Source organism: Dactylosporangium sp. McL0621 (assembly GCF_049995355.1).
Lineage (GTDB): Bacteria > Actinomycetota > Actinomycetes > Mycobacteriales > Micromonosporaceae > Dactylosporangium.
In genome coordinates this window covers 4,874,374-4,888,051 of record NZ_CP188259.1, presented here as the reverse complement: position 1 = coordinate 4,888,051, position 13,678 = coordinate 4,874,374, and the positions used below count along the sequence as shown (strand labels likewise).

The following is a 13,678-nucleotide window of genomic DNA, read 5'->3' as shown; positions in this document are numbered from 1 at the left end:
ATGTCTATCGAAACCCGTGACGTTGCTGACGGCGCCGTGGTGAGCATCGCCGGGGAGCTGGACGTTTCGGTCGCGGATGCGATCCAGCAGACCCTCGATGCGGCGCTCACGCGCCGCCCGGAGGTGCTGCGGGTCGACCTGGCGAAGGTGCGGTTGCTCGATTCACAGGTGATGGCCGTGCTGTGGCGGACATATAAAGCCGCGGCCGCACAGAACACCGCTTTGGTCCTGTGTAACCCGACCGAGTTTGTCACGCTCGTGTTGGACGTGGCCGGATTGCTCAAAATGCTGCCGGTGGAACGGGATCACGGCGGTGGAACGACCATCGGTTGAGCTGCGCCGACGACTCCGCGACCTGGTACGACGCAACGCCGGCCACCTGCCGGTGGACGTTCTGACACCCCGCGGCGCTTCAGGCAGCCTCGGCGACGGCGCGTTCGAGCTCGTCTCGGGTCATGGTCGAGCGGCCCTTGACGTGCATGTCGGCGGTGCGCTTGGCGAGTTCGGCCTTGGTCATGTCTGCAGATCGTCGCGCGCCGGCTTCGACGATGGTGCGGCCTTCGATTTCCCGGGGCGGGGGCTCGCCGCGGCGCTCGCGCGCGGCATCGACACTGCGGCACAGAACCTCCATGAGGTCGGTTACGTTCGTCGCCTCCGGCGCCTCCTCGGCGTGGGTGATCTCGTTGCCAGTACTGCATCGCCCGGCAGGCCCAGCATCTGCGCGACAACCGGCTGGCCCTCGATATCCTGTCACGCGCGCTCGAGCAGCTTCCGCGCGACGCGACGCCCGGTGCCGCCGCCACGCTCCTCGGCGCGCAAGCGGCGTAGCAGGCTGCGGTCGGCGACGGCCGTATCGCCCTCAACACGGTCGACCGCGCCTTCCAAGCGTTCGGTAACCGCGACGAGACCCGCGAACCGGACTGGCTCCGCTTCTACGACCACGGCGAACTGCTCGCCCAGTACGGCCGCGTATACCGCGACCTCGCTCGGCTCGACCGCCGGCACGGCCCCATCGCCGTCGACCGTTCCCGCGAAGCAATCGCCGCACTGGGGGCGCCCAACGTCCGCAGTACCGTCCTCAACGAAACTGGCCTTGCCAGCGCGCTGTTTCTCGCCGGGGAGCCCGACCAGGCCGTGGTCATCGGCCGTCGGGAATGTTGCCCAGCTTCTTCACGTCAACGTGGACCAGGTCGCCTGGCGCGGCATGTTCGTAGCGGCGGATCGGCTTGGCGGTGGCCCGGTCCAGATGTGCCAGACGGGCGACGCCGGCGCAGCGCAGGATCGCGTGACAGGTCGACGCGGGCACTCCCAGGCGCCAGCCGATCCGGACCGGTCCCAGCCGTTTCGTGCGTCGTAGGTGCAGCACCCGTCGTTCGACCGGCCGCGGTGTGCGCGCCGGGCTGCGATGCGGACGGCTTGACCGGTCACGCATGCCCGCGGCGCCATCCGCCCGGTACGGCCGGCCCACCGTTTCGCGGTCGTCACGGCGACCTGGAAGCGGTCAGCGGCCCGGCGTAGCGGCCAGCCGTCATCGACGACACAACGAGCAAGCCGCAATCGGCCGAGTTCGGTCAACGGGGCGTTAGCGTGGGGCACGAGGACCTCCTGGGTGGTGCGGAACCTTCGACAAGCTCCACCTCACCCGGAGGTCCTCACCTATTGCAGGAACTTCGCACTGTTACCAACGTCCGTGGGCAGAACACCTAGGGCCGGTAGCAATGGCAGAACCGGGGCAGCTGCGCACTCTGGATCACCTTGCGGGACTCTCGGATGCCCACCGGATCGTGGCTCCGCACGACGGGGCCGGCGCGGTGCGCCGAGTCGGCCATGCAGGCGTCGCGATGCCGAGGGCAATGTACGTCGCCAGCCCGATGCGCCTTCTCGGCCGCAGGGTTGTTGCTCGCCCAGTCCCAGCGGTAGCGGGTCTCGGCTGCCGCTCGGCACGAAGGTCAGTTGCGTTCGGCCCTGCGGGGTCCGATGTTGGGCAGGGCCCGGTCGCGTCGTTGTCCGTCTTGCGAACCGGTCCCCGGTAGCGACTGAGGCTGCGAGTGACGGCCGAGAAAATCTGTGCCCAAAGCGCTAGACATCCTGGGCGGGTTCGGTTAACGTTTTCGGGGTTGGCAGCAGAGATCAGCAAAAGACGCAGACGATCAGACCGAGCGTTAAGCAGGGCCCGGATGTTTCGCGGCTCCCTCGGCATAGCGGTGATCCGTGTCACCGCCGCAGTAGGCAAGGGTAAGTGCACGACAAGACCCTGACGTAAGTCCAGGTCAGGGCACATCAGGTGGGCCCGCGGTTAGATCAGGGTTCCGTCTGGAAGAACCGTCCGCCATACGTACGAGGTCATGAAGTCGCGTGGGCTTCGACACCGGCGGGCAGCACGACAGCAGTGCAGATGTGGAAGCAGAGGAAAGGGAGGGCCGAACACCGTTGGATCGCCCACCACCAGCAAGGTACTTCAACGCTGAGGTGGACACCGCAGTCTCCATCGAACGAGAGGTGGTCTCCGGTCACGCTTATGCGATCCTCGCACCCGACGCCGTCACCGACGGTAGGTGCGGATACGAGAACCCGACGTGTCTGTCGGTAAATGGTGTTGTTGACCCGTAAACCCTTGGGCCCCGGTGCTTTCGCGCCGGGGCCCTCGTCATGGAGGTGTGCATGGCCCAACCCGATGACATGTTCGGCGACGAGGACTACCCCGCCTACACGATGGGCCGCGCCGCGGAGATCGTCGGCGCCTCGCAGGACTTCCTGCGCCGCCTCGACGAGGCGAAGCTGTTCACCCCGTTCCGCTCGGCCGGCGGACACCGCCGCTACTCCCGCTACCAGTTGCGCCTCGCCGCCCGGGCCCGGGACATGGTCGACCACGGGACCGCTCTGGAAGCCGCCTGCCGGATCATCATCCTCGAAGACCAACTCGAAGAAGCCCTGCACCACAACGAACACCATCAGCAGCGAACAGACGCCGCCTGAACCGAGCGCCTCCCGGTCCGCCACCACCCGGCGGAGGGACCGTCCGTCGTACCCGCGGCCGGGCTGGCGCCCGAGGACTGATCAACGGCATTGGGTCGTATCGAGCTCCGCAGGAAGCTCGCCGCCCGGTCTGTAGTGGGACTCTGAGCTGGTGAGCGGTTATGAGTGAGCTGGTGAGCGGTTATGAGCCTGATGGGGACCTCAACTGGAGACCGCACGCGGCCCGGCCGACATCGCGACGGTCTCGGCGGCACAGGTTGACCACGAGTGACTCCATTGATCGTGCTACGGCGTCACAGTATGGTGACGGCTCACGATCGTCGTACCCGGCTCCGGCAACTGGAGGTGGCGTCATGATCAACCTGTCCGATCGAATTCCCGCCCACTACTCGCAGCGGGCCCGCACCGAACTGTCGGCAGCCTGGGAGCATCTGTTGACCGCCGCTCAGGACACCGCCCGACAGGTCGCAGACACCTCTCGCGCGCGGGGGTCGGTGGCCCGGGAGCGGGCCGTGCTGGCCCGGCTGGCCCTCCGCGGCGAGTTGCCGACCTCGCGGTGGCGGTGGGCCGCCGGCGGCCTGGCCGCCGGATTGGTCATCGGCGTCGTCGCAGCGACGGCGGTAAACCGGCGGCTACACCCGGCCGGCCCGGATGCAGCCCAGCAGCCGAACGAGCCGCCCTCAGCGGTGTTGGACAAGGCCCGCGCCGCCGCCGCGGCAGTGGGAGAACGGGCCAGCACGGCCGTGCACACCGCTGCGGCAGCCGCCCGGGACGCCGCAGACAAGGCCCGGAACACGGTCACCCGCCGCGAACCAGAAGCCGAATTCCCGCCATCGACCGTGCCCGCCACCGATCGCGACGACTAGCCGGGACCCAAACCGGGAGCCGTCTACGCGTCGACGAGGGTTGCCCGCTACCTGTGTGCCCCGCATCGGCAGCCGTGATGTGCGCTGCGGTCACGGCTGCCGCCACCTACCGTGGTAAGTGACGGGGTGCGACGTCCCGGAGTGTGAGGCCTGCGGCGCAGTATTCCAGCGGTGTGAGCCATCCCCCTTGCATGGAGTCGGCGCGAAGCGGGGCGGGCGCCCCTTCACCCAGCGCATTCATCGAGGAACGGTCGCGCTCATCGAGGTAGTCGCCTACGGTGTGCTTGTGGACGCGGCTTCAGATGTCGTGTGTGGGCGGTGTGGCGGCACCATGGTTGTGGCCACTGAGGCGCCCCATCCATGCGGAGTGTCCGTACAGCATGGCCGCTGCATTGATTGCGGGTTCAGGTCGTGGCGACTGCTCGACGAGCAGCTGGTGCCGTTACCAAACCCTCGGGGCCGCTGGACGATCACGGCTGGCGGCGATGCTCACAGGCTCTACCACGAGGTCACACCGCGACAGCGACTGATCCGCCCCGAGAACGGTTCAGCCCGGCGCGGGGATCGCACACGCCCGTGAAGGTTGTTGTCCCGGACCATGTCGGGTCGATGGCGACCAGGCCCCGTGGCCGCCTCGTTGAATTCGCGGTCCACGCCGCGGTGCCGCCCGGTCCGTACGGATGCTCATCATGCTCGTCACACCCTGTCACGTCCGACTCTCGCGACGACCTGAACTGACGACCTCGGGGCCGCCTCTGCCGGCGGTCGGTACAGGAGAAACCGGCATGGCTGGTGGCGACGACGAGCAGGGCCGTCCGCTCTGCCGTGCGAGACGCTGATCAGCATCGCCGCTCCGCGCAGCGGGCGGACCTTACCGACAGAGTCGAGGATGACAGCGACGTCGACGGAGGAACCGTCGAGCCCTTCTTGCAGATCCGCTACGCTGCGACGGACCCCCGTCGCAGCTCGTCTTATGGGACTCCCGCCGGCCCAACCCACCAACGCGGAAACCGTCAGGTCCAGCAAGCATGGACACTCGCTGCGGCATGAAGCACGAAGGTCGAGAGGTGATCAGCCTCCCGGTAAGCCGGTGTCGGTGCCCGAGTCACTGTTGGGGTCGGCTGGGCCCTTCCAGCGGTACAAGTGCTCGGGCCGGCCGTTGGTGCCGTAGCGCAGGCTCACGGTCGCGGCGCCCTCCTGTTCGAGTGCGGCGAGGTAGCGCTGTGCGGTGGCGCGTGCGATGCCGAGTTCGGTCGCGATCTCGGCGGCGGTGCGTGCTGTCCGCGGCAGGGTGGCGAGCCGTTCTGCCACGAGCCGTGCGGTGACGCCCGACTGGCCTTTGGGCGCGGTTGGGCGGTCGCCGGCGCGCAGCTGGCGCACGGCACGATCGATGTCGTCCTGGCTGAGCTGGCTGCCGGCCGCCGTGGCGAGCGCGGTGCGATAGCGGCTGTACGCGGTGAGGCGATCCACGAACTGCTCGGCCGTGAAGGGCTTCAGGAGGTAGTTGAGCGCTCCGTGCGCGAGGGCTGCGCGCACCGCGGCTGAATCGGATGCTGCCGTGAGCATGATCGTGTCCACGTCGGTCTCGGCGAGTACCGCGAGTCCCGAGTCGTCGGGCAGGTAGGTGTCGAGCAGCATCAGGTCGGGCTGCTCGTCGCCGAGCATCCGGCGGGCGTCGGCCGCGGTCAGGGCCGTCCCGATGACCTGGAAGCCGGGTATGCGGCGGGTGAAGGCGACGTGGACCTTGGCGACCCGGAAGTCGTCCTCCACGACCAGTACGCGGATCATTTGTCGGCCTCCGCCGCGACGGCTAGCACGGCGGGCAGGCGTGCGGCGAAGACGGCGCCGTGGCCGTCGCCGCCGGGCTGAGCCAGCCACACCTCGCCGCCGAGACTGCGGGCCGCCTGCCGGGAGAGGGCCAGGCCGAGCCCTCGGCTGTCGCCGGCTCGGGTTGACACGCCCTGCACGAAGAGGCGGTCCACCACCGACGCGGCGACACCGTCGCCGGAGTCCGCCACACTCAGGTGCAGCGTGTCCCGTTCGGCGGCGAGCACGATCTCCACCGACGCGGGCCGCGCCGCCCCGAGCCGGGCGGCGTCGATCGCGTTGTCCAGCAGGTTTCCCACGATGGTGATCACGTCGACCGGGGCGGTCACGCGTGCGTCCACCCAACTCTCCTCACCGATGTCCAAGCGGACACCCTTCTCCGTGGCGATGGCCATCTTCGCCGCCAGGAACGCCCGCAGGTACGGGTCGCGGATGGCGTCGTGGTCGGTATCGGTCGCGGCGGCTGACGGAGCCGACAACATGTGCAGGTACTCCATCGCCTCGGCGTGGTGCCCGGTTTCGAGCAGTCCGGCGATCAAGTGCAGCCGGTTGGAGAACTCGTGTCGCTGGGCTCGCAGGCTCTCAGTCAGCGCACGGACCGCGTCGAGTTCGTTGGTCAACACCTCGAGATCCGTGCGGTCGCGCAGGGTGAGCACGCGGCCGAGGTTACGCCCGTCGCGGCGTACCTGCCGACGGTTGGCGATCAGCACCCGGTCACCGGCAACGGTGACGAGGTTGTTGGCGTCGCCGGAGCCGGACAGTGCTGAGCGCACACCCGCGGGCAGGTCGATCTCGTCGAGCGGAGCTCCGGCCGCCGGTTCGTTGCCCAGAAGCCGGATGGCTTCTCCGTTGTAGACGGAGATCCGGTCGGCGGCGTCCACGGCGAGCACGCCCTCGCTGATGCCGTGCAGTACCGCCTCCCGCTCCTGCACGAGCTCGGCCAGCTCGTGCGGCTCCAGGCCCAGGGTCAGCCGCCGCAGCCGCCGGGTCAGCATGGCCGTCCCGGCCACGCCGAGGATGAGCGCGCCGCCGGCGAACGGGGCCGCCACACCCACCATCCCCCGCCAGCGCGTGTGGATGTCATCCAGGCTGATACCCACGCTGACGATGCCGACGACGTGACCGCCCAGGTCGCGCAGCGGCACCTTGGCCCGGGCCGAGTCGCCGAGGGTGCCGTGCTGGACGATCACCACCTCCCGCCCGGCCAGCGCCTCGGACGGGTCGGTACTGACCGGGTGCCGGAGCTCGGCGGGGTTCGGGTGCGACAGGCGCACGCCATCACGGTCGGTGACGACGACGAAGAGCACGCCGGTGCTTTGGCGCACGGCCTCCGCTCGTGCCTGGACCACCCCGTCCGGGTCGTACTGGCCGGTGCGCAGGTCGTACCGCGTCGCGGCCGCGACGATGGCCGGGTCGGCCGCGACCGAGCGGGCGACGCCGCGGGCCCGCTCGCCGTACTGCGTGATCAGCTCGCGATCGAGCAGCCAGCCGAACAGCAACAGTCCGATGCCGACCACGATCGTGATCACGATGCTCTGCAGGACGAGTGCCTGACGGGTGAAGCTCATGCGCGGGCGAAGCATGGCACGACGGTACGACGGCGCGCCGCTGACGTCACGATCCGTCGCGAGCAAAACGCGCAGAACCTCCAGAACGTCACTTGCGCGCATAACGACTTCAAGGCTAGGAGCCCTCCGGCGGTTGCCCTACCGTCCTCGCAACACCGGGCGATAACCGTCCCGAAATGGCCCGGCAACATGAGGAGGAGACGTGACCCAACCCGTGATCGAGCTGCGGGGAGCGACCAAGCGCTTCCGCGGCTCGTCCGGCATCATGACGGCCGTCCACGACCTCACCATCAGTATCCGCCCAGGTGAGTTCGTGGCGGTGGTCGGCCCGACCGGGTGCGGCAAGTCCACCACCCTGTCGCTGGTGTCCGGCCTGGAACCCCCGTCCTCGGGCGAGGTTCTGGTGGACGGTGCGCCGGTGCGGGGCATCCCGGCCGGTGTCGGCTACATGTTCCAGCAGGACGCGATCCTGCCGTGGAAGAACGTACTGGACAACGTCGCCGCCGGGCCGCGCTTCCGCGGCGTGCCCAAGGCCCGCGCGCGGGCCGACGCGGCAACGTGGGTCGAGCGGGTCGGCCTTGCCGGTTTCGAAGCGTACTACCCGCACCAGCTCTCCGGCGGTATGCGCAAACGGGTGGCCCTCGCGCAGACCCTCGTCAACGAGCCGAAGATCATCTTGATGGACGAGCCCTTCAGCGCCCTGGACGTGCAGACGCGCGGGTTGATGCAGGACGAGCTGCTGCGGCTGTGGGCCGGGACCGCCGCCGTGATCTTCGTGACCCACGACCTGGAAGAGGCGATCGCGCTCGCCGACCGGGTGATCGTGCTGACCGCCGTGCCCGCCACGGTGAAGGCCGACTTCACGATCAACCTGCCCCGCCCCCGCGACGTCGAGGAGATCCGCCTCACCACGGCATTCCTCGACATCTATCGCGAGATCTGGAACTCCCTGCGCGAAGAGGTGGCCCGAGCCAGGAAGGGGGCAACCCTCAGTGCTGCCTGACACCGAAACACCACAGCGCCCGAAGCAGGCGCGGCTGGCCGACGCCGACCGCGCGGCGATCCGGGCGGCAACCAGGGCGCAACGTCGCCGCCGCGCGCTGGTCTGGGGTGTGCGGACTCTGCTCGTCGTGATCGGCCTGTCGGCGTGGGAGTTCGCTGCCCGATACTGGGTCGACTTCGACGGGAACACCCACTTCAGCAAGCCGCTGGACTGGAAGGAACACGCCCAGCGCTGGGGCATCGACCAGTTCTTCTACTCCCAGCCCTCGCAGATCTGGCAGCGCCTGTACGACTGGTTCACCACCGGGCCGAGCAGCGGCCCGATCTGGGAACACATCGGCGTCACCCTGTGGGAGGCGGCGTCGGGCTTCGTCATCGGCTCGCTCGGCGGGGTGGTCCTCGGCGTCCTGCTGGGGCGGGCCCGCTTCGTCGCCGAGGTGCTCGCGCCCTTCATCAAGGCGGCCAATGCCATCCCGCGGATCGTGCTGGCGTCGCTGTTCGTGATCTGGTTCGGACTCGGTCTGAGCTCGAAGATCGCCACCGCCGTGGTGCTGGTCTTCTTCGCGGTCTTCTTCAACGCCTTCCAGGGCGCCCGCGAGGTGGACCGCAACCTGGTCAACAATGCCCGCATTCTCGGGGCGAGCCGGATGAAGGTCCTCACCTCCATCGTCATCCCGAGCGCCACGTCCTGGATCCTCGCCTCGCTGCACGTCGCCTTCGGCTTTGCGCTGATCGGCGCGGTCGTCGGCGAGGTCATCGGCGCCAAGCGCGGCCTCGGCCTGCTGATCGCCCATTCCCAAGGAACATTCGACGCGGCCGGCATCTACGCCGGAATGATCATCATCACGGTGATCGCACTCGGCGCGGAGTGGCTCCTCACCGCGCTGGAGAAGCGCCTGCTGCGCTGGCGTCCCCCCTCGGCCAGCGAAGCCGTCCAAATTTGACACCCCCCAAAGGAGAGAGCTGACCATGCGACGCGTCTTGAAGGCGTTCCTTGCCGCCAGTATGGCGGTCGGTCTGACCGCCTGCGCCACGGCCAAGCCGCCGGCCGCCCCGAACACCGAAGGTCCGCTGTCGAAGGTCCGGATCGGCGTCGGCGGCATCAACAAAGTGATCTACATGCCGGCCATGCTCACCGAGAGGCTGGACTACTTCAAGGCCGAGGGCCTGGAGGTCGAGCTCTCCGACGAGCAGAACGGCGTCAACCAGGAGAACGAGATGCTCGCCGGCCAGCTCGAGGGGGTGGTCGGGTTCATGGACCACGCCTACACCCTGCAGCTCAAGGGCAAATGCGTCCAGAGCGTCGTGCAGTTCGCCAACACGCCGCTGGAGAAGGTCATGCTGTCGTCGAAAGAGGCGTCGACGGTAAAGACGATGGCAGACCTGAAGGGCAAGAAGGTCGGGTTCACCAGCAAGGGCTCGTCCACCAACGCCCTGATCAACTCGCTGATGGCGAAGGGCGGTGTCAAGGAGAGCGAGTTCACCGGCGTCGCGGCCGGCGCGGGCTCCACGTTCATCGCCTCGATCGAGAACGGCGGCATCACCGCCGGCATTACGACGCCACCCACGTCGACCACGCTGCTGGACAAGAAGACCGCGACCACGCTGGTCGATCTGTCCACGGTGGACAGCACGAAGCAGGCGCTCGGCGGGCTCTACCCGGCAAGCTCGCTGTACATGCCCTGCGAGTGGGTGAAGGCCCACCCGCGGGAGTCGCAGAAACTGGCCAACGCGTTCGTCAAGACGCTGCAGTTCATCGCCGGGCACTCGGCGGACGACATCGCGGCCAAGATGCCGGCAGACTACGCCGGCGGAAACCAGCAGCTGTACGTCGCGTCGATCAAGGAGACCAAGGCCGGGTTCACCACGGACGGGGTGATCGACGCCGACGGCGCCCGCAACGTCGTCGAGGTCCTCGCCGCCGGTAACCCGGATGTCGCGAGCAGCAAGGCCCAGATCGACGTCGCCAAGGGGTACACGACCGAGTTCGTGACCAAGGTGCCCAAGGCCTGACCGACGTCCAGTCAGCACGGATGACCCGCGCCCGCCGTGATGTACCGTCACGGCCGGCGCGGGCACATCGCTGAGGTGGATCTGCCAGCCGGTCGGGTCCGGGCGCCCGGTATCGACCTCGGAGTTAGTGCCCGATTTTGTCTCTCCTCGGTAGCCGGCGAGCGGGAAAGCCGCTGACGACCATCCATAGATCGCCGGGGGGCCGGAATCCAGGTCGTCAACATCAACCCAGGCCTGGATCGGCGGCAACTCCAGTGTGGCGAGCGCCTGATGAACGCGCTCGTCGACGACCAGCCGCGCCGGTGCGCCACCGCCGTGACCGGGGTGCGCTCGGCCAGCAGGACCAGCGCGTGGTACAGCCGCAGCTGGGTCCGCGACTGCGGAAACGTCATGCCCGGGTCCGCCTGGAACAGCCGCGTCAGGGTGCGGCCGCTCGCCCCCACCGCGGCGCCCAGCGCGGCCAGGGCCCGGTCGTCGGTCGGGTCGGCGCGCAGGATCGCGCACACCGCCCGCAGCCGCGGATCGCTGGGCGCCGGCAGGTGCACCGGCTGCTGCGGCGCGGCCCGCAACCGGTCGAGCAGCACGGCCCGCAACCGGCGCCGCGGCGGCGTCTCATCGTGCGGCAAGCGCAGGGCCAACGCGTCTCAGATCCCACAACGCGTCGGCGCCGCCCTGGATCGTCACCCGTCGCCGAGTCCGGCCTTGCGGGCTCGGATGATGGCGTGCCCGCGGTCGGCCACCTGCAGCTTGGTGAAAATGCTCGACACGTAGTTGCGCACGGTGTTCGGGCTCAGCACCAACCTCCGGGCGATGTCGGCGTTGCGATGGCCCCGCGCGATCAGCTCGAGGATCTCGCCCTCGCGCTCGGTCAGTTCCGGGAACTCGGCCGCGGCCACCGTCCGGGCGGGGGTGGCGAAGTATTCCAGTACGCGGGAGGCGATGGAGGGGGCGAAGATCGCCTCGCCTTGGCCGACCGCCCGGATGGCGCGCAGGATGTCGGCCCGGTCGGCGTCTTTGAGAATGTAGCCGCGGGCCCCGGCTCGCATGGCGGTGAAGATCGACGCGTCGTCCTCGAACATGCTCACGATCAGCACCCGTACGGCCGGAGTCGCTGCGAGGATGCGTCGGGTGGCCTCGATCCCACTGCACCCGGGCATCTGGATGTCCATCAGGATCAGGTCGGGCATCAGCGCCGCGGACAGCTCAACCGCCTCGTCGCCGGTACGGGCCTCGCCGACCGCGACCAGATCAGGTGTGGCGGCGAGCAGCGCCAGGATGCCGTCGCGGAACATCGGATGGTCGTCAGCGATCAGCACGCTCAACGATGTCACGGGCCTCCTCCTCATCAGCTGGTAGCGGGATCCGCACCCGCACGGTCGTCCCGGTGGGGCCGCTACGTCCGATGTGGACGGACCCGCCGAGTTCGGCGGCCCGCTCGTTGATGGCGAGCAGTCCGACGCCAGCTGGTCGGGTGGCCGCAATCCCCACCCCGTCATCGCTGATTTCCAGGATGAGGTCGGACTCGCGGGCCATGCGCACCGTGCAGGCGCCGGCACCGGCATGCCGGTCCACGTTGGTCAGCGCCTCGTGAATGATGCGGTAGGCCGCCACCTCCACCGCGGCCGGCAGGGCGGAAAGGTCGCCTTCGACGACGATGGTCGGCCCGGGTGGCCGGCACGCCAGGGCGGCCTCGCGGACGGCACCGACCAGGCCGAGCTCGTCCAGACTCGGGGGGCGTAGTCCGTAGACGAGCCGTCGGACGTCGGCGATGGTGGCGCGGATCTCGTTGCTCAGACGGTTTGCGCCCTCCTGTGCAGCTCGCGGGTCGGTGGGAATCAGGTCGGCCACAATGCCGGCCTTCAGCGCCAGGCCGGCCAACGTGGGGCCGAGTCCGTCGTGCAGGTCCCGTCGAAGGCGTCGCCGCTCCTCCTCCCGCGCGGTGACCAGGCGCTCCCGTGAGCGCTGCAGATCGCCGCCGAGCGCCACCGCGTGCGCCGCTGGTCCGAGGTGGACAGCGAGGTCCTGCAGGAGGCTCACGTCGCGCGGAGTCAACGATTCCCCGGGGCGTCGGGAAGCCACCAGCAACTGGCCGACGACCTCGGACTGGTAGGTCAGCGGCAGCATGACCGGGGCCGGCACCGGGTCCCCGTGCTGGGCCGCCACAACGGCGCCGCCGGCCGCATAGACAACGATCGCGGCGTACGGCAGCTTGAGCGCACCGGCGAACGACTCGACGACGCTGGCCAGCGGTCGGGGGCCCAGCGAGGTGGCAAGGCGCCGCCCCAGCTCGGTCACGACCGCGTACGGCTCGTCGCGCTGCCCGTACGTCACCCGGTTGATGCCGCGCTGCAGCAGGCCGCGCAGCGGCTGGATGACCACGGCCACCACTCCGGTCGCCACCAGCGACATCCATAGCGTCGTTTCGGTGCGCAACGCCCGGCCGAGGTACCCGATGACGAGCACGTACACACCGACGACCGCCGCGGTGAGGGCGGCGTACAACAGGGTCCGGTTGATGACGAGGTCAACATCCCAGAGCCGGAATCTCAGCATGGCCACCGCGATGCCGACCACGATCACGGTGAAGACGAGCTGCCAGGTGAGCGCGCCGTCGAGGTTCTGCACCACCGGCGAGCGCGCCACCCGGGCCGGCAGGGCGAGCATGACCATCTGGTTGGCGGCGACCAGCACGACGCCGCAGGCCAGGCCGAGCAGCACCCACTTGGTCTGCTGACGGGCGGCCGGCGACGAGACCCGTCGGTACCGGTAGACCTGGGCGCCGGTGTCGACAAGCAACAGGCCGAGGCCGCTGAGCTGGAAGACATTGCTGGCCAGGTTCACCTGCCCGGCCAGCCCCAGGGCCACGCCGCCGACCAGGGCAGCCCCGGCCCCGATCACCGCCCAGCGCAGTGGCCGGGGCACGAACCGCCCGGACGGGAAGACCGCGAAGAACACGCCGAATGCGTAGAGCCCGATCGGGGTGGCGAGCTGCCCCATCGACGTCAGCGCCGGGCTGCCGAGCAGCGTCGCCGGGCCGCCGAAGACCACCCACGGCACCGGGCTGACCACGCCGCAGCCGAAGAGGACGAGCATGTACGCGCAGACCAGTGCCATCGAATCGGGCGACGCGCGGTACCGCACGATCAGCGCCACCCCGAAGTAGACGATCGTCGGCACCATCGTCAGCACGATCAACGTGATGATTACTGCTGGCAGTCCAAGATGGACAGTGCGCAGCTCGGCCAGGGCCGCCGGCCCGGCCTGGGACCGGTAGTACTCGGGCATGGCCACCAGGGCACCGAGCACGAGCGCCAGGCCGGCCAGGGCGACGACGACCCAGGCCGGCCGGGCGATCCGTACGATCAACGACGTCATCGGGGCACCTGAGGTGGGGTCCGGTGTGGAGTCCAACGCAGGCATCGTACG

13 protein-coding genes and 1 pseudogene are annotated in these 13,678 nt (G+C 69.1%); 6 read left to right on the top strand and 8 right to left on the bottom strand.

Features of this window, described 5'->3' with window-relative positions:
* Complete coding sequence (locus ACPPVO_RS23530) at positions 1–333, top strand: STAS domain-containing protein (protein WP_426513325.1); 333 nt, start codon at positions 1–3, stop codon at positions 331–333.
* Positions 334–412: 79 nt separating this feature from the next.
* Here the strand turns inward: ACPPVO_RS23530 and ACPPVO_RS23525 are convergent, their stop codons facing one another.
* The 3 genes and pseudogenes from ACPPVO_RS23525 to ACPPVO_RS23515 all read right to left on the bottom strand — a co-directional run.
* Positions 413–631, bottom strand: a complete 219-nt coding sequence (locus ACPPVO_RS23525; RefSeq protein ID WP_426513324.1) for a hypothetical protein — start codon at positions 629–631, stop codon at positions 413–415.
* A 119-nt stretch (positions 632–750) separates the two neighbouring features.
* Positions 751–1,005: a hypothetical protein gene (locus tag ACPPVO_RS23520; protein WP_426513323.1), complete on the bottom strand. Its 255-nt coding sequence runs from the start codon at positions 1,003–1,005 to the stop codon at positions 751–753.
* 139 nt (positions 1,006–1,144) lie between these two features.
* Positions 1,145–1,596: pseudogene (locus ACPPVO_RS23515) on the bottom strand (leucine zipper domain-containing protein); the annotation flags it as partial.
* 1,065 nt (positions 1,597–2,661) lie between these two features.
* Between ACPPVO_RS23515 and ACPPVO_RS23510 the strand changes: the two are divergent.
* Together ACPPVO_RS23510 and ACPPVO_RS23505 are read left to right on the top strand one after the other, a co-directional pair.
* Positions 2,662–2,976 carry a MerR family transcriptional regulator gene (locus ACPPVO_RS23510; RefSeq protein ID WP_426513322.1) on the top strand — a complete coding sequence of 105 codons (315 nt, stop codon included), beginning with the start codon at positions 2,662–2,664 and terminating at the stop codon, positions 2,974–2,976.
* 353 nt (positions 2,977–3,329) lie between these two features.
* Positions 3,330–3,842 (top strand): hypothetical protein, encoded by a 513-nt coding sequence (locus ACPPVO_RS23505; protein WP_426513321.1) that lies wholly within the window; start codon positions 3,330–3,332, stop codon positions 3,840–3,842.
* Between the two features lie 1,071 nt (positions 3,843–4,913).
* Here ACPPVO_RS23505 and ACPPVO_RS23500 read toward each other — a convergent pair.
* Positions 4,914–5,630, bottom strand: coding sequence for a response regulator (locus tag ACPPVO_RS23500; RefSeq protein ID WP_426513320.1), 717 nt, complete (start codon positions 5,628–5,630; stop codon positions 4,914–4,916).
* Positions 5,627–7,237 carry an ATP-binding protein gene (locus ACPPVO_RS23495; protein WP_426513319.1) on the bottom strand — a complete coding sequence of 537 codons (1,611 nt, stop codon included), beginning with the start codon at positions 7,235–7,237 and terminating at the stop codon, positions 5,627–5,629. The genes ACPPVO_RS23500 and ACPPVO_RS23495 overlap by 4 nt, the downstream gene beginning before the upstream one ends.
* A gap of 214 nt (positions 7,238–7,451) precedes the next feature.
* On the opposite strand from ACPPVO_RS23495, the gene ACPPVO_RS23490 reads away from it, so the two are divergent.
* From ACPPVO_RS23490 to ACPPVO_RS23480, 3 genes are read left to right on the top strand one after another with little or no spacing between them, the layout of a single operon-like run.
* Positions 7,452–8,240, top strand: coding sequence for an ABC transporter ATP-binding protein (locus ACPPVO_RS23490; RefSeq protein WP_426513318.1), 789 nt, complete (start codon positions 7,452–7,454; stop codon positions 8,238–8,240).
* Positions 8,230–9,183, top strand: coding sequence for an ABC transporter permease (locus ACPPVO_RS23485; protein WP_426513317.1), 954 nt, complete (start codon positions 8,230–8,232; stop codon positions 9,181–9,183). The genes ACPPVO_RS23490 and ACPPVO_RS23485 overlap by 11 nt, the downstream gene beginning before the upstream one ends.
* Positions 9,184–9,208: 25 nt before the next feature.
* Positions 9,209–10,252, top strand: coding sequence for an ABC transporter substrate-binding protein (locus tag ACPPVO_RS23480; RefSeq protein ID WP_426513316.1), 1,044 nt, complete (start codon positions 9,209–9,211; stop codon positions 10,250–10,252).
* A gap of 47 nt (positions 10,253–10,299) precedes the next feature.
* Here ACPPVO_RS23480 and ACPPVO_RS23475 read toward each other — a convergent pair whose 3' ends face one another.
* From ACPPVO_RS23475 to ACPPVO_RS23465, 3 genes are read right to left on the bottom strand one after another with little or no spacing between them, the layout of a single operon-like run.
* Positions 10,300–10,890, bottom strand: coding sequence for a helix-turn-helix domain-containing protein (locus ACPPVO_RS23475; RefSeq protein ID WP_426513315.1), 591 nt, complete (start codon positions 10,888–10,890; stop codon positions 10,300–10,302).
* A 42-nt stretch (positions 10,891–10,932) separates the two neighbouring features.
* Positions 10,933–11,568 carry a response regulator gene (locus ACPPVO_RS23470; RefSeq protein ID WP_426514678.1) on the bottom strand — a complete coding sequence of 212 codons (636 nt, stop codon included), beginning with the start codon at positions 11,566–11,568 and terminating at the stop codon, positions 10,933–10,935.
* Positions 11,555–13,627 (bottom strand): histidine kinase, encoded by a 2,073-nt coding sequence (locus ACPPVO_RS23465; RefSeq protein ID WP_426513314.1) that lies wholly within the window; start codon positions 13,625–13,627, stop codon positions 11,555–11,557. The genes ACPPVO_RS23470 and ACPPVO_RS23465 overlap by 14 nt, the downstream gene beginning before the upstream one ends.
* Between the last annotated feature and the right edge of the window lie 51 nt (positions 13,628–13,678).

Bases quoted from the DNA above. Each gene is read 5' to 3' on its own strand.
- ACPPVO_RS23510 (WP_426513322.1), top strand. From the start codon at position 2,662: ATGGCCCAACCCGATGACATGTTCGGCGACGAGGACTACCCCGCCTAC.
- ACPPVO_RS23530 (WP_426513325.1), top strand. From the start codon at position 1: ATGTCTATCGAAACCCGTGACGTTGCTGACGGCGCCGTGGTGAGCATC.
- ACPPVO_RS23465 (WP_426513314.1), bottom strand. From the start codon at position 13,627: ATGACGTCGTTGATCGTACGGATCGCCCGGCCGGCCTGGGTCGTCGTC.
- ACPPVO_RS23505 (WP_426513321.1), top strand. From the start codon at position 3,330: ATGATCAACCTGTCCGATCGAATTCCCGCCCACTACTCGCAGCGGGCC.
- ACPPVO_RS23500 (WP_426513320.1), bottom strand. From the start codon at position 5,630: ATGATCCGCGTACTGGTCGTGGAGGACGACTTCCGGGTCGCCAAGGTC.
- ACPPVO_RS23525 (WP_426513324.1), bottom strand. From the start codon at position 631: ATGGAGGTTCTGTGCCGCAGTGTCGATGCCGCGCGCGAGCGCCGCGGC.
- ACPPVO_RS23480 (WP_426513316.1), top strand. From the start codon at position 9,209: ATGCGACGCGTCTTGAAGGCGTTCCTTGCCGCCAGTATGGCGGTCGGT.
- ACPPVO_RS23495 (WP_426513319.1), bottom strand. From the start codon at position 7,237: ATGAGCTTCACCCGTCAGGCACTCGTCCTGCAGAGCATCGTGATCACG.